15 protein-coding genes are annotated in these 19,204 nt (G+C 71.2%); 11 read left to right on the top strand and 4 right to left on the bottom strand.

Annotated features, from left to right (window positions below):
• The first annotated feature begins 41 nt into the window (after nt 1–41).
• Entirely contained in the window at nt 42–572 is a 531-nt protein-coding gene (locus ACQ5SO_RS09235) for a peptidylprolyl isomerase (RefSeq protein WP_430941306.1), read from the top strand.
• 108 nt (nt 573–680) lie between these two features.
• The gene (locus ACQ5SO_RS09230; RefSeq protein ID WP_430941305.1) at nt 681–1,355 is read left to right on the top strand and encodes a hypothetical protein; all 675 of its coding nucleotides are present in this window, start codon (nt 681–683) and stop codon (nt 1,353–1,355) included.
• Nucleotides 1,356–1,435: 80 nt separating this feature from the next.
• On the opposite strand, the gene ACQ5SO_RS09225 is transcribed toward ACQ5SO_RS09230, so the two are convergent.
• Entirely contained in the window at nt 1,436–1,954 is a 519-nt protein-coding gene (locus ACQ5SO_RS09225; protein WP_430941304.1) for a hypothetical protein, read from the bottom strand.
• A 398-nt stretch (nt 1,955–2,352) separates the two neighbouring features.
• Between ACQ5SO_RS09225 and queA the strand changes: the two genes are divergently transcribed.
• The 4 genes from queA (at nt 2,353) to ACQ5SO_RS09205 (ending at nt 6,292) form a co-directional block, all read left to right on the top strand.
• Nucleotides 2,353–3,423, top strand: coding sequence for a tRNA preQ1(34) S-adenosylmethionine ribosyltransferase-isomerase QueA (gene queA, locus ACQ5SO_RS09220; protein ID WP_430941303.1), 1,071 nt, complete (start codon nt 2,353–2,355; stop codon nt 3,421–3,423).
• A 110-nt stretch (nt 3,424–3,533) separates the two neighbouring features.
• Nucleotides 3,534–4,865, top strand: a complete 1,332-nt coding sequence (locus ACQ5SO_RS09215) for an MFS transporter (protein WP_430941302.1) — start codon at nt 3,534–3,536, stop codon at nt 4,863–4,865.
• A 157-nt stretch (nt 4,866–5,022) separates the two neighbouring features.
• A complete protein-coding gene (locus ACQ5SO_RS09210) occupies nt 5,023–5,592 on the top strand; it encodes a DUF924 family protein (protein WP_430941301.1) in 570 nt (189 codons plus the stop codon).
• Nucleotides 5,593–5,773: 181 nt separating this feature from the next.
• On the top strand, nt 5,774–6,292 hold the full coding sequence (locus ACQ5SO_RS09205; protein ID WP_430941300.1) for a GNAT family N-acetyltransferase: 519 nt from the start codon (nt 5,774–5,776) through the stop codon (nt 6,290–6,292).
• A 17-nt stretch (nt 6,293–6,309) separates the two neighbouring features.
• Here the strand turns inward: ACQ5SO_RS09205 and ACQ5SO_RS09200 are convergent, their stop codons facing one another.
• Nucleotides 6,310–6,801, bottom strand: a complete 492-nt coding sequence (locus tag ACQ5SO_RS09200) for an SMI1/KNR4 family protein (protein WP_430941299.1) — start codon at nt 6,799–6,801, stop codon at nt 6,310–6,312.
• Between the two features lie 292 nt (nt 6,802–7,093).
• Between ACQ5SO_RS09200 and dnaE the strand changes: the two genes are divergently transcribed.
• Nucleotides 7,094–10,546, top strand: coding sequence for a DNA polymerase III subunit alpha (gene dnaE, locus ACQ5SO_RS09195; protein ID WP_430941298.1), 3,453 nt, complete (start codon nt 7,094–7,096; stop codon nt 10,544–10,546).
• 3 nt (nt 10,547–10,549) lie between these two features.
• The gene (locus tag ACQ5SO_RS09190) at nt 10,550–11,779 is read left to right on the top strand and encodes a hypothetical protein (protein WP_430941297.1); all 1,230 of its coding nucleotides are present in this window, start codon (nt 10,550–10,552) and stop codon (nt 11,777–11,779) included.
• On the opposite strand, the gene ACQ5SO_RS09185 is transcribed toward ACQ5SO_RS09190, so the two are convergent.
• Both ACQ5SO_RS09185 and ACQ5SO_RS09180 read right to left on the bottom strand, forming a co-directional pair.
• Nucleotides 11,776–12,135, bottom strand: a complete 360-nt coding sequence (locus tag ACQ5SO_RS09185) for a hypothetical protein (protein WP_430941296.1) — start codon at nt 12,133–12,135, stop codon at nt 11,776–11,778. The genes ACQ5SO_RS09190 and ACQ5SO_RS09185 overlap by 4 nt on opposite strands.
• A gap of 121 nt (nt 12,136–12,256) precedes the next feature.
• Nucleotides 12,257–14,299 (bottom strand): ASKHA domain-containing protein, encoded by a 2,043-nt coding sequence (locus ACQ5SO_RS09180; protein WP_430941295.1) that lies wholly within the window; start codon nt 14,297–14,299, stop codon nt 12,257–12,259.
• A gap of 263 nt (nt 14,300–14,562) precedes the next feature.
• Here ACQ5SO_RS09180 and ACQ5SO_RS09175 point away from each other — a divergent pair, with 263 nt between their 5' ends.
• The 3 genes from ACQ5SO_RS09175 to ACQ5SO_RS09165 all read left to right on the top strand — a co-directional run bounded on the left by ACQ5SO_RS09175 (nt 14,563) and on the right by ACQ5SO_RS09165 (nt 19,091).
• Entirely contained in the window at nt 14,563–15,846 is a 1,284-nt protein-coding gene (locus ACQ5SO_RS09175; protein ID WP_430941294.1) for an ABC transporter substrate-binding protein, read from the top strand.
• Nucleotides 15,847–16,528: 682 nt separating this feature from the next.
• Nucleotides 16,529–17,719 carry an ABC transporter substrate-binding protein gene (locus ACQ5SO_RS09170; RefSeq protein WP_430941293.1) on the top strand — a complete coding sequence of 397 codons (1,191 nt, stop codon included), beginning with the start codon at nt 16,529–16,531 and terminating at the stop codon, nt 17,717–17,719.
• A gap of 202 nt (nt 17,720–17,921) precedes the next feature.
• Nucleotides 17,922–19,091: an acyl-CoA dehydrogenase family protein gene (locus ACQ5SO_RS09165; protein ID WP_430941292.1), complete on the top strand. Its 1,170-nt coding sequence runs from the start codon at nt 17,922–17,924 to the stop codon at nt 19,089–19,091.
• Nucleotides 19,092–19,204: the final 113 nt, after the last annotated feature.

Genomic DNA, 19,204 nt, shown 5'->3' with positions numbered 1-19,204 from the left:
CGTCCGACCCGACAGACAGACAGACCCGAGAGGAGACCGCCATGGACGCCGATGCGATCAAGGCCGCCGTGAAAGACCCCGAGAACGCCCTCGTCATCGCGCTCAAGAACGATGGCGCGGTGGTGATCGACCTGCTGCCCGACGTGGCCCCGGGCCATGTCGAGCGCATCAAGAAGCTCGCCCGCGACGGCGAGTATGACGGCGTCGCCTTCCACCGCGTGATCGAGGGCTTCATGGCCCAGACCGGCGACGTGAAGTTCGGCAAGGCCGAGACCGGCGCGGCCGAGTTCCGCCGCGCGGGCACCGGCGGCTCGGACCACCCGAACCTGAAGGCCGAATTCTCGCGCACCCCGTTCGAGCGCGGCACCTGCGGCATGGCCCGCTCGGCCATGCCCGACAGCGCCAACAGCCAATTCTTCATCATGTTCGACCAGGGTCACTTCCTGAACGGCCAGTACACCGTCTGGGGCCAGGTCGTCGCCGGGATGGAGCATGTCGACGCCATCACCCGCGGCGAGCCGCCCGCGAACCCGGACCGGATGCTGTCCATGAAAGTCGTCGCCGACCTCTGATCGGCCCCGCCCCCCGGCGCGCCGATGCGCGCCGGGGGGCCTGATCGGTCCGGACGGCCCGCCGACGGGGCGGGGCGCCGGGCGCCCGTGCAGGACCGTGTCCACGTCATGATCGTAGAACCCCAATTCGCTTCGCCGCTCGAGATCGACGGCCGCACCTGGCTGCGCGGCGCGCTGTCCGAGGCGCAGCTGGCCCCGTTCGACAGCGCCTGCGCGTTGTCCGAGCGCCCCGGCGCCCGGATGCAGGCCGCGGCCGCCCTCGGCGCCGCCATCGCCCCCACCGCCGCCCTCGCCGCCCTGGTGCGCGAGGCGCTGCCCTTCGCGCGCCCGGTGCGCGCCGCCGTCTTCGCCGCCGGGCCCTCGGCCCCCGAGGCCGAGCCCTGGCGCCAGGACCGCGAGATCCTGGTGGCCGAGCGCGCCGAGGTCGACGGGTTCTCCAACTGGTCCAGCAAGGGCGGGATCTGGCATGTCGAGGCGCCCGAGTCGGTGCTTGAGCGCATGGTGGTCGCGCGGGTGCTGCTCGATGACTGGGACGAGGCGCATGGCGGGCGGCAATTCGCGCTCGGCAGCCACCGCGCGGGGGCCGTCTCCGGCGCCGCCGCCGAGGAGGCCGCCGCGAAATGCCCGTGGGAGCCGATCGGCGCCCGGCGCGGCGACGTGGTGCTGACCAAGATGCTGACGCTGCACCGGACCGTGTCCGGCGCGCAGACGCTGCCGCGCCGCTCGGTGCGGGTGGATTACGCGGCCGAGGACCTGCCGGAGCCGCTCGACTGGGCGATGTGACCCCCGGCGCGGCGCGCGCGACGTGACGAAAGGGCCGCCCGGCGGGGCGGCCCTTTCGCGTTTTCGCGCGGGACGGCGGCTCAGTCGGGGAGGCGCGTCTCGGCGACCGCGGCGTAGACCGCGGCGAAGAGGACATGCCCGACCAGCGCCACCCAGGTGATGCCGGTGAAGGCGAGGAAGGGCGGCAGCCCGTTGACGACCGAGGCCATGAACCACAGCGCGAAGACCCAGAGCGCGACGCCGTAGCCGAGGACCCCGAGGCCGAGCACCGCCGGGCGGGGCAGCGAGGCCGGCGCGGCGCGCAGCAGCAGGGCCCGGGCGACGTGCCAGCCGAGGGGATAGGCGATCAGCCCGGCGACATAGTGCAGGAGGTGGCCCATGGAGGCCGAGGTCTCGCCGAACAGGGTCGCCCAGGTCTGGGTCGCCAGCGGCACCGGCGCCAGCCGGGCGAAGCCGAACAGGGGCGAGAGCGCCTGGCCGAACAGGTCGAAGGCGATGGTGGCCGCGGCGCCGGCCAGCAGCATGGTGGAGACGAGGCGGGCGACGCCCCGGCCGGGCGTGGCGGCGGCGGTCTCGGCGGGGGCGGCGGCGTAGGTCATCGAACTGGTCCTTGGATGGCGGCCCGGGGCAGGGCGCGACGAGGCTTGGGGCCCGCCGGGGCGGGGCGGCCCGGGGCGGGCGCTCCTGTCAGAAGGGGATCGGGCGCCGCGACGGCAATCTCGGTGTAACAATCCCCGCGGCCCCGTGAAGCGCCGTCACCGGGGGCGAGCGGGTTGAAACATTTCGCGCGCGCCCCGGCGCGGGTCCGCCCCGCGGCGCCCGGGGGCGGGTCCGGGGAGGGACGGGGCCCTCGAGCCCGCGCCCCGCGGCGGGCGGGGGACGCGGGCGCCGCCGCTCTGGACAAGCGCGCCGCGCCCGCGCTACCTCGCGCCCCAGCCGGGGGCCGCTGCGCGATCCCGGCCGCGATCCCGCCTGCAATCCTTCGGGGAGGCCCGTCATGCGCGTCGACGATTTCGACTTCCACCTGCCCGAGGAGCTGATCGCCCTGCGCCCGGCCCGTCCGCGCAGCGCGAGCCGCATGCTGGTCAGCGCCCCCGGCGCCGCGATCCGCGACCGCCATTTCACCGACCTGGCCGAGGAGCTGCGCCCGGGCGACCTGCTGGTCTTCAACGACACCCGCGTGATCCCCGCGCGCCTCTCGGGCGTGCGGCGGCGCGAGACGCCGGACGGCTCTGGCGAGGCGAAGATCGAGGCGACCCTGATCAAGCGCGAGGGCCCCGACGCCTGGCGCGCCCTCGCCAGGCCCGCCAAGCGGCTGAAGCCCGGCGACCGGGTGCATTTCGGCGCCGCCTCCGCGCGCGTGGAAGACAAGGGCGAGGCGGGCGAGACGCTTCTGCGCTTCGACGTCTCGGGTCCCGATCTCGACGCCGCCATCGCCGCGTCGGGGGCGATGCCGCTGCCGCCCTATATCGCCGCCAAGCGCCCCGCGGACGAGCGGGACGCCGAGGATTACCAGACCGTCTTCGCCGAGCGCCCCGGCGCCGTGGCCGCCCCGACGGCGAGCCTTCATTTCGACGACGCCCTCCTCGCCGCCCTCGCGGCGCGCGGGGTCGGCTCGGCCCGCCTGACGCTGCACGTGGGCGCGGGCACCTTCCTGCCGGTGAAGTCCGACACCGTGGACGGGCACAAGATGCATTCCGAGTGGGGCGAGATCGACGCGGCGGCCGTGGCGAAGATCGAGGCCGCCCGCGCCGCCGGGGGCCGGATCATCCCCGTCGGCACCACCGCGCTGCGCCTCCTCGAGACGGCGGCGCGCGAGACGGGCGCCCTGCGTCCCTGGGTGGGCGATACCGACATCTTCATCACCCCGGGCTTTCCGTTCCGCGTCGCCGACGGGCTGATCACCAATTTCCACCTGCCGCGCTCGACCCTGATGATGCTGGTCGGCGCGCTGACGGGGATGGAGCGGCTGCGGGCGATCTACGCCCACGCGGTGGCGGAGAAATACCGCTTCTATTCCTATGGCGACGGGTCGCTTCTGTGGCGGGACGGGGCGGTTTCGGTCTGAAAACGACACGGGTTCTGTCGGTCATGGGCTTGAGGCGCGCGGCGCCGCGCTGTTAGGCAGGAAGCAGCGGCCGACCCTTCCCCCCGCCGACCGGCCGCGCGGATGACGTCATGCTCTCGATCCTCTCCAACGCCTGGGCGCTGCTGCTCGGGATGCTCCTGCTCATGCTCGGGAACGGCTTGCAGGGGACGCTGCTGGGCGTGCGCGGGGCGATCGAGGGGTTCGACCCGGCGGGGCTGTCCTGGGTCATGTCGGCCTATTTCCTCGGGCTGCTGATCGGCTCGCGTTCGGCGCCGCGGCTGATCAAGCGGGTGGGGCATGTGCGGGTCTTCGCGGCGCTGGCCTCGATCATCTCGGCCGCCTTCATCCTTTACGCCGCCGCGCCGGACCTGGTGGCCTGGGCGGTGATGCGGCTGATCGTGGGCTTCTGCTTCGCCGGGGTCTACGTGGTGACCGAGAGCTGGCTGAACGACACCGCGACGAACGAGACGCGCGGGCAGGCGCTGTCGGTCTACATGATGGTCTCGATGGCGGGGCTGGTGCTGGCGCAGGTGGTGCTGACGCTGGCCGATCCGGGCGGCTTCACGCTGTTCATCGTGATCTCGGTCGTGGTCTCGCTCTCCTTCGCGCCGATCCTGCTCTCGGTCTCGCCGGCGCCGGTCTACGAGACCGCGTCGCCGATGACGCTGCGCCGGCTGTACCGCGCGTCGCCCCTGGGCGCGGTGGGGCAGCTGCTGCTGGGCGCGGGCGCCTCGGCGGTGTTCGCGATGAGCGCGGTCTACGGCTCCCAGCAGGGGCTGAGCGTCGAGGAGATCTCGCTCTTCGTCGCGCTGGTCTATATCGGCGGCTTCGTGTTCCAGGCCCCCATCGGCTGGCTGTCGGACCGCATGGACCGCCGCCTGCTGATCATCGCGTCCTCGGGCCTCGGGGCCGCCGCGGCCGCCGCGGCCTTCGTCGCGCAGGGCGAGGGGATGCTGGTCTTCGCCGCCGCGCTGCTGATCGGGGGCACGTTCAACCCGCTCTATTCGCTGCTGATCGCCCATGCCAACGACTTCCTGCCGCCCGAGGACATGGCGGCGGCGTCGGGGGGGATGCTGTTCCTCAACGGGCTCGGCTCGGTCGGCGGCCCGGTCATCGCGGGCGCGCTGATGCAGGCCTTCGGGGCGCCCGCCTTCTTCGCCTATCTCGCCGCCACGCTGACGGCGCTGTGCAGCTACGCGCTGTGGCGCTCCACCCGCCGCGCCTCGGTCGCGGTCGAGGACCAGGCCGCCTATGCCGCGGTCATGCCCTCGGCCTCGCCGGTCGCGGTCGAGGTCGCGCAGGAGGTGGCCATCGAGCAGATCCTCGCCGCAGAGGAGGAAGAGGCGGCGGAGGAAGAGGCGGCGGAGGAGGCCGCCGCGGAGGGCGCGGGCGCCGCGAAGGGGTCGGGCGCTGCGCAATGACCTATCCTTTTGGATGATCCGCGCGAAATTTTCTTGCCGAAGGGATATGACAGGTTCATATTATTTTTACGAAGCACATTCGTAAAAACCGACGGCCCGCCTGGCGAGCAGCGGCGCGGGCCGGGGACAAGGGTGCATCACAGGGGAGGCTTTCGCCATGCACACCACGCCCGAAGCCGTTCTGGACTACTGGCTGAACGAGGTCGGCCCGTCGCGCTGGTTCGCGGTGGACGAGACGCTCGACGCCGAGATCCGCGCCCGCTTCATGCCCGCCTGGCGGCAGGCCCGGGCCGGGGCGCTCGACAGCTGGTCGGTGGATCCGGCGGGCGCGCTGGCGCTGCTGATCCTGGTGGACCAGTTCCCGCGCAACATGTTCCGGGGCGATCCGCGCAGCTTCGAATGCGATGCGCGGGCGCGGCGGCTGGCCAAGCTCTCCATCGCGCTCGGCCATGACCTGGCGACCGAGGAGGAGGCGCGGATCTTCTTCTACCTGCCGCTGTCCCATTCCGAGAACCTGTTCGACCAGGACCGCGCCGTGCGGCTGGTGGCGGCGCGGATGCCGGGGCATGTCGACACGCTGGTCCATGCCCGCGCCCACCGCGCGGTGATCCGCCGCTTCGGCCGCTTCCCGTTCCGCAACGCGGCCCTGTCGCGCGAGACGGCGGCGGAGGAGGCCGCCTGGCTCGAGGCCGGCGGCTACGGCGCCGAGGTGCAGGCGCTGAGCTGACGCCCGGGCCGCGCGAAGCCGGGGGCAGGGGCGCTGGACCCGTCGCCCGTCCCCGACGTGCCGCCCGACCTGCCGTCTACCTGCCGAAGGACCCGCCTGCGCGCCCGCGCGGGCGGGTCTTGCCGTTCCGGGGCGGCGGGCGCAGGATGCGCGCCTTCGCGCCATCCCACGGGGCTTTCCCATGCAGATCATCGACGCCGCACCGCGGCACCTTCCCGGCATGCTCGCCATCTACAACCAGGTCGTCGCCGACAGCGCCGCCATCTACCGCGACGATCCCGCGACGGCCGAGGAACGCGCGGCCTGGATCGCCGACCGCCAGGGCGCGGGCTTCCCGGTGATCGTGGCCGAGGACGCGGACGGCGCGGTCCTCGGCTACGCCTCCTACGGGCCGTGGCGCGGGGCCTTCCCGGGCTATCGCTTCACGGTCGAGCACACGATCATGATCCGCGACGGCGCGCGGGGCCGCGGCCTCGGGCGCGCCTTGATGGAGGCGCTGGAGGCGCGGGCCAGGGCGCAGGGCATCCACGTGATGCTGGGCAGCGTCGACGCGGACAATCCCGGCTCCATCGCGCTGCACGAGAAGCTCGGGTTCAAGGTGGTTGCCCGGCACGAGCAGGTCGGGGCCAAGTTCGGCCGCTGGCTCGACATGGTGTTCCTGCAGAAGATCCTCGACGACCGCGCCGCGCCGCCGGAGTGAGGCGGGGAGGCGGGGCCTCAGTCCAGCAACAGGTCCTCGGCCGCCTCGAAATCCTTCCACGTGGCGCGGGTCAGCAGGGTCGAAAGATCCGCGGCCAGCGGCGCCGGCCCGTCGGCGCTGTCGGGGTTGAACAGCCCGCAGACATGGACCCGCGGATCCCCCGCGCGGCAGGCGTATTCATAGCCGATGCCGTTGGTGGCGAAGACGAACCAGCCCTCCAGCAGCGCCGGGTCGAAGTCGAGCTCGGGGTCGCGCAGCTGGGCGTAGAGGCCCTGCAGGGCGTCGAGCTCGAAGAACGCGATCTCCAACGCCGCGTCGTCCGGGGTCTCGGCCTCGGCCGGGCCGCCGCCGGTGAAGCCCGAGGGCAGGCCGACCGCCTCGTAGACCTGGCGCAGGTCGTCGGGAAGGGGGGCGCCGACAAGGGCCTCGATCTCGGCGATCGCGGCGGGCGGCAGGGGGCCGTCGGTCTTCATGGCGCGCAGGACGGCCAGGGCGTCGTCGGTCAGCATGGCGGGTCTCTCCTGCAAGGGCCGGGGGGCGGAGCGTGACGCGCCGGGCCGGGCGGGGCAAGCGCCGCCCGCGCCGCGGGGGGCCGCCGCGCCGGACCTTGCGCAGGCTGCGGGCCGGGGCGCCCGCGGCGGGCTGCTCGCGCCCCGCCTGCGGCACGCGCCCCCAGCCGCACGCGCCGCGCCCGACGCGCCGCGCGGGCGCCCGGCCCGCCACGGGGGCGCGGCCCGGCGCGCGGCCTTCCCGGCGCGATCCGCGCTTCCGCCCGGCCCCCCCGCGGCATACCTTCGCCGCATGACCGAGCCCAGCGATCCCCGATTCATCCACCTGCGCCTTCACTCCGCCTACTCGCTCCTCGAAGGGGCGATCCAGGTGAAGCCGCTGCCCAAGCTCTGCGCCGCGGGCGGCATGCCCGCCGTAGCCGTCACGGACACGGACAACCTGTTCTGCGCGCTCGAATTCTCGGTCACCGCCTCGGGCGCCGGGATCCAGCCGATCATCGGCGTGCAGCTGTCGCTCGACTACATGCCCCCCGCCGCGCCGGGCGAGAAGCCCAAGGACCCCGCGCCCATCGTCCTGCTCGCCCAGGACGAGGAAGGCTACGAGAACCTGATGGCCATGGTCTCCGAGGCCTGGGTGACCGCGGAGATGGGCCTCGCCAAGACCAGCATCGACCAGCTCGAGCGCCAGTCGAAGGGCCTCATCTGCCTGACCGGCGGGGCGGAGGGCCCGCTGGGCCTGCTGATCCGCGACGGCAAGCGCGCCGCCGCCGAGGCGCTGCTCGATCGCCTCGCCGCCGCTTTCCCCGACCGGCTTTACATGGAGGTCCAGCGCCATGGCGGCGAGGATGTGCGCACCGCCCCCGAGGCGAAGACCGAACCGGCCTTCATCGACATGGCCTATGCGCGCGACCTGCCGCTGGTCGCCACCAACGACGTCTATTTCCCGACCCGGGACATGTACTCGGCCCATGACGCGCTGATCTGCATCGCCGAGGGCGCCTATGTCTCCCAGTCCGACCGGCGCATCCTGACCGAGGAGCATTACTTCAAGTCGCAGGAGGAGATGTGCGCCCTCTTCGCCGACCTGCCCGAAGCGGTCGAAAGCACCGTCGAGATCGCGAAGCGCTGCGCCTTCAAGGCCTATACCCGCGCGCCGATCCTGCCGAAATTCGCCGATGACGAGGTCGAGGAACTGCGGCGCCAGAGCTGGGACGGCCTCAAGTCCCGCCTCGACGTCATCCCCCATGCCGCCCCGGTCGAGGAATACGAGAAGCGCCTGCAATTCGAGCTCGACATCATCGAGGGCATGGGCTTCCCCGGCTACTTCCTGATCGTCGCCGACTTCATCAAGTGGGGGAAGGAGCAGGGCATCCCGGTGGGGCCGGGCCGCGGCTCGGGCGCCGGTTCGCTGGTCGCCTACGCGCTGACCATCACCGACCTCGACCCCTTGCGCTACTCGCTGCTGTTCGAGCGCTTCCTGAACCCGGAACGCGTCTCGATGCCGGATTTCGACATCGACTTCTGCATGGACCGGCGCGAGGAGGTGATCCGCTACGTGCAGGAGAAATACGGGCGCGACAAGGTGGGCCAGATCATCACCTTCGGCGCGCTGCTGTCCAAGGCCGCCGTGCGCGACGTCGGCCGCGTGCTGCAGATGCCCTTCGGCCAGACGGATCGCCTTTCGAAGATGATCCCGGTCGAGGGCGTCAAACCCGTCTCCATCGCCCAGGCCCTGAAGGATGAGCCGCGCCTGACGGAAGAGGCGAAGAACGAGCCGGTGGTGGCCGAGATGCTGGACTATGCCGGCAAGCTCGAGGGGCTGCTCAGGAACGCCTCCACCCACGCCGCGGGCGTGGTGATCGGCGACCGGCCGCTGCACAAGCTGGTGCCGCTGTACCGCGATCCGAAATCCGACATGCCCGCCACCATGTTCAACATGAAATGGGTGGAGCAGGCGGGGCTGGTGAAGTTCGACTTCCTCGGCCTCAAGACGCTGACGGTGATCCAGAACGCGCTGGACCTGCTGAAGCGCCGGGGCGTCGACATCGACATCGGCCACATCCCGCTCGACGACAAGCCGACCTACGACCTCTACGCCCGCGCCGAAACCGTCGCCGTGTTCCAGGTGGAATCCGCGGGCATGCGCGACGCGTTGCGGCAGCTCAAGCCCAACTGCATCGAGGATATCGTCGCGCTCGTGGCCCTCTACCGCCCCGGCCCGATGGAGAACATCCCGAAATACTGCAACGTGAAGCACGGGCGCGAGAAGCTCGAGAGCTTGCACCCCTCCATCGACTACATCCTGGCCGAGACGCAGGGCATCATCGTCTACCAGGAGCAGGTGATGCAGATCGCCCAGGTCATGGCCGGGTATTCGCTCGGCGGCGCGGACCTGTTGCGCCGCGCCATGGGCAAGAAGATCAAGGAGGCGATGGACGCCGAGCGCCCCAAGTTCGTCGAGGGCGCCAAGAAGAACGGCGTCGATGAGGCGAAGGCGAAGGAGGTGTTCGACCTCCTGGAAAAATTCGCCAATTACGGCTTCAACAAGTCCCACGCCGCCGCCTATGGCGTGGTCAGCTACCAGACCGGCTACCTGAAGGCCAATTACCCGGTCGAATTCATGGCCGGCGTGATGAACTGCGATATCCACCTCACGGACAAGCTCGCCGTCTACAAGCGCGAGGTCGACCGGCTGGGGATCGAGACCGTGCCGCCTTGCGTCAACGCCTCGCTCGCCACCTTCGACGTGCGCGAGGGCAAGCTGATCTACGCGCTCGGGGCGCTGAAGAACGTGGGCCTCGACGCCATGCAGCTGATCGTGGATGCGCGCGCGGACGGCCCGTTCAAGGACCTGTTCGACTTCGCCCGGCGGGTGGAGCTGAAGAAGGTCGGCAAGCGCGCGCTGGAGATGCTGGCGCGGGCAGGGGCCTTCGACCGGATCGACCGCAACCGGCGGCGTGTCTTCCAGTCGCTCGACAAGTTGGTCGCCTATTCGGCGGCGAGCCATGAACAGGCGGCCTCGGACCAGTCCTCGTTGTTTGGCGATGGCGGCGACGACCTGCCGCCGCCGCGGATGGAGGCGGTGGATGACTGGCTGCCCGCCGAGCGCCTTTCGGAGGAGCATGGCGCGGTGGGCTTCTACCTGACGGGCCATCCGCTCGACGACTATGCCGGGCCGCTGAAGCGCCAGCGGGTGCTGACCTATGCCGAAGTCTGCGCCAAGGCCAATTCCGCCGGGATCACGGTGAAGATCGCCGGCACGGTGGTGTCGCGGCAGGAGCGGAAATCGGCCCGCGGCAACCGCTTCGCCTTCGTCGGCTTCTCGGACCCCACGGGGATGTACGAGGCGATGTGCTTCGCCGAACCCCTTGCGATGTATCGCGAAATCCTGGAGCCGGGGACCAACGTGGTGGCGACGGTGGAGGCGACGTCGGAGGGGCCGGACCAGGTGAAGATGCTGCTGCGCGCGGTGCAGCGGATCGACGACGCGGTGGCGGACGCGGCCTCGATGGGGCTGAAGGTGTTCGTGGAGAGCGAGGCGGCGGTGGAGAGCGTCGCGCGGGTGCTGGGGGACGCCAGGAAGGCGGCCGGGCGGCGCAAGGGCGGGCCGGTGTCGCTGGTGCTGATGGCGCAGGACTTGCCCTGCGAGGTGGAGTTGGAGTTGAAGGGCGAGTGGCCGCTGACGCCGCAGGTGGCGGGGGCCGTGAAGGCGGCAAGTGGCGTTGTTATGGTGGAGGAGTTTTGAGGTATGCCGCAGTCCAGAGTTTTTAAAATTGTAAGAGTGCCTGACTCCTTCGTAAAGGAAGTGTTTGATGAGCTGAAGGCATTCGATTGGGTTCTTGGTGATGTTACTGCCTCATTGATGACTGGTCATGTTGTTCAGGGTGAGGAGGCGGAGCTGCTCCTTTCCGGAGATGGCTTTGCGGTATCATCTGCTACACTGAAGTTGATGGAGAAGGGCGCTGTTTCGCAGGTGCTCTTTCGGCGGGGTCGGCGTTCCAATCAGGAATGGATCGATTTTTCATTTTACTGTGAGTTTGAGTTCAATATTCAGGACTCGGGCCAGATAAGTCCCTCCGCTAGGGCGGAGGTCATCACTCATCTTGAGCGAAAGTTGTCGTCTATAGCATTTCTGGGGCGCGAAGAGCGGCCTGAGGTTGCCGATGATTTCAGGGCCGCCATGATATCTCTGGTGGAAAACCAGAAGCACTTTTCGATGCAGGCTCAGGCTTTGCTTGCCTCAATGGCCGAAGAGCGCAAGCTGGAGAAGGAAGAGATTTCAAAAGCACGAGCTACGCTGACCGCCGAAGCTGAAAGTCAGCGTCAAAAGCTTGATGTCGCCCGTCAGGAACTTTTGGCACACTCATACAAGAGCGAAAGGCGTTCAATTTTTCAAAAGATGCAAGCCGGAAAGCTTAATTTTAACGGGCAAAGGTCTTCTTATTCTCTTTGGTTTGCCATTTCAGCTTACATGATCTTGATTATCTCTGGTTTTGCCGGGTACTTTGCGTGGTCGGCGCTTCAGAGCTTGGCGGCGCTGGTGGAAAGTGACGGGTTCACGTTGTCGTCTGCAGAGTCCTATGTGCCTGTTTTTCTGGTGGCTTTGCGCGTTCTGTTGTTTTCTGGCGTTGCCATTTATTCATGTTTTTATTTGGTCAATTGGACGCGAAAAATTTACACTGACGCAGCAGCCGACCACAGGGAGCGAGAGAGGTACTTTCTTGATTTTACGCGCGCAAGTTGGGTTGCAGAGGCGCTGCTGGAAGCCGAGAAGGAACAAGGTACAAAACTCTCGGGGGATTGGGTTGCTGGTGCGACTCGTGGCCTGTTTGAGAAGCACACCACTGCTTCTGACGTAGGTCCGGAGGCGGCGGCGTTGGCGGCACTCTTGTCAATGTCGAGTTCTGCAAAAGCAGGCCCTGACGGTCTGAGTGTGGAATTGAACAAATCCGGGGCAAAGAAGATCGCGGGGGGCTAACTACCCCCCTCACACGCCACATTCCCATACCGCTCCAGACACGCCCGCGCCGTACAGGCCCTGATCTCCGCATCCCGCTCCGCCTTCGCCGCGTCAAAACTCTCCACCGCGGTGTAGGGCACGCGCACATTCTCCCAGACCGGCTCGCAATACGTCCGGTTCCCGCGCGTGGTGCAGACCATCCGCCCCGTCTGGCGCCGCTCATACCGGAACCGGGTCACCACCCGCTGCCGCCAGTCCGGCGGGACCAGGCGCAGCCATTTCGCTTCGCAGATATCCCGCTCGGCCCGGTATTCGGGCGTGGCGCAGGCCGAGAGGAGCAGGGCGGGGACAAGCAGGATCAGGCCGGGGCGCATCGCGTCCTCCCGTCACGAGAAAACCAAAGGGGGCGGCCAGCCTGGCCGCCCCCTTCGCCGAAATCATGGCCATGCGCGGGGCCGGGGCGCCGCCGCCCGCCCGTGCGCCCGCGCCGCGGCCTCAGCCTCGCCGGCGCCGCCCGCGGCGACCGCCGCCCTCGCCGCCATCCGAGCCGCCGAACTTCACCGCCGGGATCTCGGCCACCCCTTCGAGCGCCTTGAACACCGCCGTCTTGTGCGGCACCGCGATGGCGTCGACGAAATGCTCCTGGAAGCGCGGCTCGACCGCCGTCTCCACCTTCTCGATCCGGCGGACGGTGGACTGGATCTCGGCCCGCGCGGTCTTGTCGACCAGGGCGATGCGCGCGCCGGTGCCCGCGGCGTTGCCCGCGCTGACCACCTGGTCCAGCGGGCAATCCGGGATCATCCCCAGCACCATGGCGTGCATGGGCGAGATATGGGCGCCGAAGGCCCCCGCCAGCACCACCCGCTCCACCGCGTCGACGCCGCGGCGGTCCATCAGCAGCCTCGCGCCCGCCATCAGCGCCGCTTTCGCCAGCTGGATCGCGCGCACGTCGCCTTGCGTGACGGTGATCAGCGGGCCGCCCGCCGCGCGCCCGTCATGGACGACATAGGCGTGGGTGCGCCCCTCGGGGATCGTGACGGGCAGGCCGATCTGCTCGGCCGAGCCGACCGCGCCGTCCTCGTCGATGATGCCGGCGAGGCGCATCTCGGCCACCGCCTCGATGATGCCCGAGCCGCAGATGCCGGTGACGGCGCCGTGGTCGAAGCCATCCTCGTCCGACCAGAGCTCCGAGCCGATGACCCGGAAGCGGGCCAGCTTGGTGACCGGGTCGATGCGGATCCGCTCGATGGCGCCCGGCGCGGCGCGCTGGCCCGAGGAGATCTGCGCGCCCTCGAAGGCCGGGCCGGTCGGGGAGGAGCAGGCCATCAGCCCGTCCTTGTCGCCCAGCACGATCTCGGCGTTGGTGCCCACGTCGACGATGAGGGTGAGCTTGTCGGCCTCCTGCGGCGCCTCCGACAGCACCACCGCGGCGGCGTCGGCGCCGACATGGCCCGCCACGCAGGGCAGGATGTGGACCCGGCCCGCGGCGGCCATCGGCAGGCCGAGATCGCGCGCCTCGAGCGCCACGGCGTCCGAGGTGGCCAGCGCGAAGGGCGCCCAGCCCAGCTCCTTCGGGTCCACGCCCAGCAGCAGGTGGTGCATCACCGGGTTGCACACGAACACCGCGTCATGGACGGCGGCGGGGGCGGCGCCGGCCTCGGCGCAGACCTCCTCGATCAGCGCGCCGAGCGCGTCGCGCACCGCGCGGGTCATCTCGGCCGCGCCGCCCTCGTTCATCATGGAATAGGAGACGCGGGACATCAGGTCCTCGCCATAGCGGATCTGCGGGTTCATCCGCCCGCCCGAGGCGAGGACGTCGCCCGTCGCCAGGTCGCACAGGTGGCAGGCGATGGTGGTGGAGCCGAGATCGAAGGCGAGACCCAGCGGCGGGGTCTCGTCGAAGCCCGGGGCGATGTCGATGATGACGGGCGCGGTCCCGTCCTCGGAGGCGTCGTGGACGGTGACGGTGACCTGCCAGTTCCCCTCCCGCAGCACCGGCTGCAGGCGGGTGAGGATTGCGAGCGGGCAGCGCGCGCCATGGACGCCCCACTGGGCGGCGAGCGCGTCCTGCAGGCGCTCGAGGTCGCCCGACGGCTCGTGCATGTTCGGCTCTTCGACGACGACGAGGTACCGGCGCACGACCGGGTTCACCTCGACCGCGCGGACCTCGGCGCGCTTGCGCACCACCTGCTTGTGGACCTGGGATTCGGGCGGCACGTCGATCACGCAGTCGCCCTGGATCTCGGCCTGGCAGCCGAGGCGGCGGCCGGGCTTCAGCCCGCGGATGCGGTCATAGCGTTCCTCGACCGCGTTGACCGGGGACAGCGCGTCGGCCTCGACATGCAGGCCGTGCTTGGGAAAATCGCCGACCCCCGGCTCGCACTGGCACTTGGAGCAGATGCCGCGCCCGCCGCAGACGCTGTCGAGGTCCACCCCGAAGCGGCGGGCGGCGTCGAGCACCTTGGTGCCGCGCGCCACGCGCCCCCGCTTGCCCGAGGGGGTGAAGATCACGAGCGGGTCCTGGCTCTGGTCGGTCATTGAAGGCTCCGAAGGGGGAATTGCATCGCGTGAAGGGGCGGCATCGGGTCATTTAGGCCGATCCGGGCGGGGAAGAAAGCGGCCTGTGCGGCGCCGGATATCGCGGATGCGGCGCCGGGCGGGAAAACCGGGCGGCGGCGGCGGGGGGCGGAGACGCTTCGGCGGGCGTTGAAATGTCTCGCCTTCGAAGCCCGCGCTTCCTGCGGCCGCGCGCGGCGGATACTGTGCGCCCAGTCGCGTCAATTGTTTCGGAGTTCGCCGCCATGGTGTCCGCCAGCTGGTCCCGCCCCGCCGCCTCTCTCGCCGCGCTGATCGCCGCGCTGGCGCTGGCCGCGCCCGTCGCCGCGCAGCAGGCCGCCGCGCCCGCCGCGCCGGGCGCCGCGCCCGAGGCCGCGCCGCAGGGGCCCGCGCCGGTGCGGGTGATCTCGCTCGGCGGGCTGACCGCCGCCGCCGCGGGCGTCGCCGCCGACCTGATGGCGGCGCGCGAGCTCGCCGCGCTCGAGGTCAACGCCGGCGGCGGGCTGGCGGATGGCGCGCCGCTGGCGCTCGAGCCGGTGGACGTGGGCTGCGCCGGGGACGAGGCCGACGCGGCCGGGAGCGTCGCGGCGCAGAGCTACGAGGCCGCCGCCGCCGTCGCCTTCCTCGGGCCGGTCTGCTCGGACGCGGCGCTGTCGGCGGCCGAGGCGGCGATCGCGCTCGGCGCGCCGCTGATCTCGGACGGGGCCACCACGCCCGCGCTCTCGGCGCTCGAGGATGGCGACCTGGTGTTCCGCACCGCGGCCGTGGACACCCATGCCGCCGAGGCGCTGGTGGAGCTGGCGCAGCGACGCCGCTACGCCTCGGTCGCCGTGGCGCACGGGGACGACGCCTGGGGGCAGGGGCTGGCCGAGGCCTTCGCCGGGGCGGCCCGCGCGGCGGGGATCGAGGTCCGCGCGATGCAGGGCTTCTCGGACGGCGACGACGATTACACCGACGACATGCGCGCGCTGGCCGGGATCGGCGCGGCGGATGCGCTGGCGCTGTTCGCCTATGCGGGCGGCGGCGGCGAGGCGGCGCTGAAGGCGGCGCTGCGCGAGGGGGCCTGGGGCGCGGTGATCGGCGGCGACGGGCTGCTGGACGACGCGGTGGCGCGCTCGGTCGGGACGCTGAACCTGACGCGGGTGACGCTGGTCGCGCCGGCGCCCGACCGCGGGCTGGCGGCCTGGTCGGCCTTCGCCGAGGCGGCCCGCGCGCAGGGGCTCGACCCCGCCGCGCCGCTGGCCGCGCAGGGCTATGACGCCGCGATGGTGCTGGCGCTGGCGCTGGTGCGCTCGGGCGGCGAGGGCGGCGCGGCGCTGGCGGCCGCGATTCGCGAGGTGACCGCCCCCGGCGCGCCGCAGGTGCTGCCGGGCGACTGGGCCCGGGCGAAGCGCCTCGCGGCGCAGGGGCCGGTGCGCTACATGGGCGCCTCGGGGCCGCTGGGCTTCGACGCGGCGGGCGACGCGCGGCCCGGCTTCGCGGCCTGGCGGGCCCATGCCGGGTCCTGGCGTCCAGGCCCGCTGCGCTGAGGCGGGCCGTCCTCGGCGGCGGCGGCGGCGCGCCTGATTTCGTAGACCGGCGGGGTCCGAACGGCCGGGATCGATTCGCACCGCCGGGCCGGCGCGCCGCCCGCGGTCGCCATGCCCGATGCGCCGCGCCCCGGCGCGGGCCGGCCGGGCGCAGGCCCCCGGGGCGAGGGACGCGAAAGGGGGAAGCGGATGCACGCCGGGCGCGAGTTCCGCCGGGCGCGCCCGCCGGTAAGGCGCTGCTGCGGCGCGGCGTGCGGCGTGCGCTGCGGCGGCTTTTCACAGCTTCTTTTGGAAACTACAATCTTTTCGCACCGCACGTGAACGGTTCTAGGCGCCTATACCTGATTAATTCGATTCCATCCCTTGCGCCGAACCGGGATTAACCCAATGATTGCGCCGACCCTGCGCGCGCGCCCCCGGCGCGCGGCGGGGCGAAGCGGCGACGCCGCCCGCCGACGCGCCCCTCTTATCCGCGTCGCGGCGCCGCCGGTTCCGGGATCGCCCTGCTTGCCGCGGGGGGAACACGCGCCGTGCGGCGCGTCCGCCTGGGCGGGTCCCGCCATCTGTGTTCACACGGTCCCCCGCGCGGGCGGAGGCCGCCTGTTCCGCCGCGTGCGGAGCATCGCGCCGGGCGAGGGGGCGGGCGACGGCCCCCTTCGCGCGGCGCTTCAGGGAGGAAGGCATGCGCATCGCGTACAGGAAGATGCTCGCCGCGTTGGTCTGCGCGGGACTCGGCGGGCAGGCGGCGGCTCAGGACGCCGCCCAGGATACCATCTCCATCGGCCTCGTGCTGCCGATGACCGGCGTCTACGCCGTGCTGGGCAAGGAGATCGAGGCGGGCTTCAAGCTCGGGCTCGAGGGCTACAGCGACGTCGGCGTGAACTTCACCATGGCGCTGTCGGACACCGCCGCCGACGTGCCCACCGGCGTGGCCGTGACGCGCGAGATGATCGAGGAGCGCAAGGTCGACGTGCTGGTCGGCCTCGTCTCCTCGGCCGTGCTCGGCAATGTGCGCGACATGGTGCATGACGCGCGCACGCCGCTGATCGTGGCCAACGCGGGCAACGACCACGCCACCGGGAAGTCCTGCAGCCCCTACGTGGTGCGCGTGTCCTTCTCGAACGCGCAGGTCAACCGGCCGATGGGGACCTGGCTGGCGCAGCAGGGGCTGAAATCGGCCTACCTGCTGGCCCCCGACTACGCCGCCGGCCGCCAGCATGTCGGCGCCTTCCGCAAGACCTTCGAAGCCGCGGGCGGCAAGGTGCTGGGCGAGGATTACACCCCCTTCGGCAAGACCGACGAATTCGGCCCCTACCTCAAGAAGGCCTGGGCCACCGGCGCCGAGGCGGTCTACGTGTTCTACGCGGGCGGCGAGGCGATCAAGTTCGTCAAGCAGTACCATGCCCTGGCGAAGGCCGAGGGCGAGGACGCGAAGCTCTTCGGGTCGGGCTTCCTGACCTCGCCGCTCTACAGCCACGTGCAGGGCGAGGCGGTCGAGGGCGTGATCGTGTCCTCGCATTACGCGCCGACCATCTCCAACGCCTCGAACCGGGTGTTCCGCCGCAAGTGGCAGCGCCTGACGGGCCGCGAACCGTCGGAATTCGCCGTCCAGGGCTATGACGCCGCGCGCGTGCTGGCCGAGGCGGTGGCCAACGGCGCCCGCGGGCGCGAGGGCATCGCCGAAGCGCTGGCCCACGTGAAGTTCTCCGGCCCGCGCGGGACGATCATCGTGGACGAGAAGACCAACAACCTCGCCCAGCCGATTTATGTCTACCGCAACGACCGCACCGCCGACGGCAAGATCGACCAGAAGATCCTGGCCGCCCTGCCGATCGAGGCGGACGCGCCGAATGGCTGCGTGATGCAGCGCTGAGGCGGGCGCGGCCCCTCCCGGGGGCGGCGACACGGAGCGGGCGGGCGCAGCGATGCGCCCGCCCGTTCGCGTTTTGCGGGGGCGACGCCGAGGCCGGGGGCGGGGCAGGGGGCGCGGGCGCAGCTTGTCGGGACAAGAAGCGGCCCGCGGGTCATGCCACCAAGGACGGGACAGAAGCAGCCCCCCGCGAAAGGCCCCTGCCATGTACGACGCCACGCGCCCCGACCATGACTTCTCCGAGGCCCACCAGGCCTTCCGCGCCAGCCTGCGCGCCTTCGTCGAGGCCGAGATCATCCCCAACCTCCCCGCGTGGGAGGCCGCCGGGCGGCTGCCGCGCGACCTCTACCGCAAGGCCGCCGCGGTCGGCGTGCAGGGCGCGGTGTTCCCCGAGGCGCTCGGCGGTTCGGGCGGGGATCTCTTCATGCAGATGGTGCTGACCGAGGAGCTGTCGCGCGCAGGCGCCGGGGGCGTGGTCGCCTCGCTCTGCTCCCATTCCATCGCCATCCCGCCGATCGTCCGGCACGGCTCCGATGACCTGAAGGCCCGCGTCGCGGTCCCGGTGATCGCGGGCGAGGCCATCGCCGCGCTGGCGATCACCGAGCCGGGGGGCGGGTCGGACGTCGCCGCGCTGCGCACCACCGCGCGGCGGGACGGGGATGATTTCGTGGTGGACGGGGAGAAGATCTTCATCACCTCGGGGATGCAGGCCGATTTCATCACCGCCGCGGTGCGCACGGACCCGTGCAGCCAGGGCATGTACGGGATCAGCCTGCTGGTGATCCCCGGCGATGCGAAGGGGCTGGAGCGCTCGCCCCTCGACAAGATGGGCTGGCACGCCTCGGACACCGCGCATCTGCGCTTCGACGGGGTGCGCGTGCCCGCCGCCAACCTGGTGGGCGAGGAAGGCGCGGGGTTCCGCGCGGTGATGATGAATTTCAACGACGAGCGGCTGTTCATGGCCGCCCAGGCCGCGGCGATGGCGCAGGTCTGTTTCGACGAGGCGCTGTCCTGGGCGCGCGAGCGCCGCGCCTTCGGCAAGCCGCTGATCGAGCAGCAGGTGATCCGCCACAAGCTCGCCGACATGGCCGGGCGGATCGATGCGGCGCGCACCCTGGCCTATGACGTGACGCGGCGGCGGATGGCGGGGCTGGATCCGCTGAATATCCACGTGGCGCGCACCAGCATGGCCAAGGTGATGGCGACCGACGCGATGAAATTCTGCGCGGACGAGGCGGTGCAGATCCTCGGCGGCATGGGCTTCATGCGCGGAACCGCCTCGGAGCGGATCTATCGCGAGGTCAAGGTGATGACCATCGGCGGCGGAACCGACGAGACGATGCGGAACCTGGCGGCGGCGCAGCTGGGGTTTTGAGGGGGCTTGGCGGGGTGTTCGCCCGGGGGCGCCGCTTGGCGGGGGGGGGGGGGGGGGGGGGGGGGGGGGGGGGGGGGGGGGGGGGGGGGGGGGGGGGGGGGGGGGGGGGGGGG

This window comes from Rhodovulum sp. DZ06, assembly GCF_050586345.1.
In the GTDB taxonomy this organism is placed as follows: domain Bacteria; phylum Pseudomonadota; class Alphaproteobacteria; order Rhodobacterales; family Rhodobacteraceae; genus JBOCEF01.
This window is presented reverse-complemented; position numbering and strand designations above follow the sequence as displayed.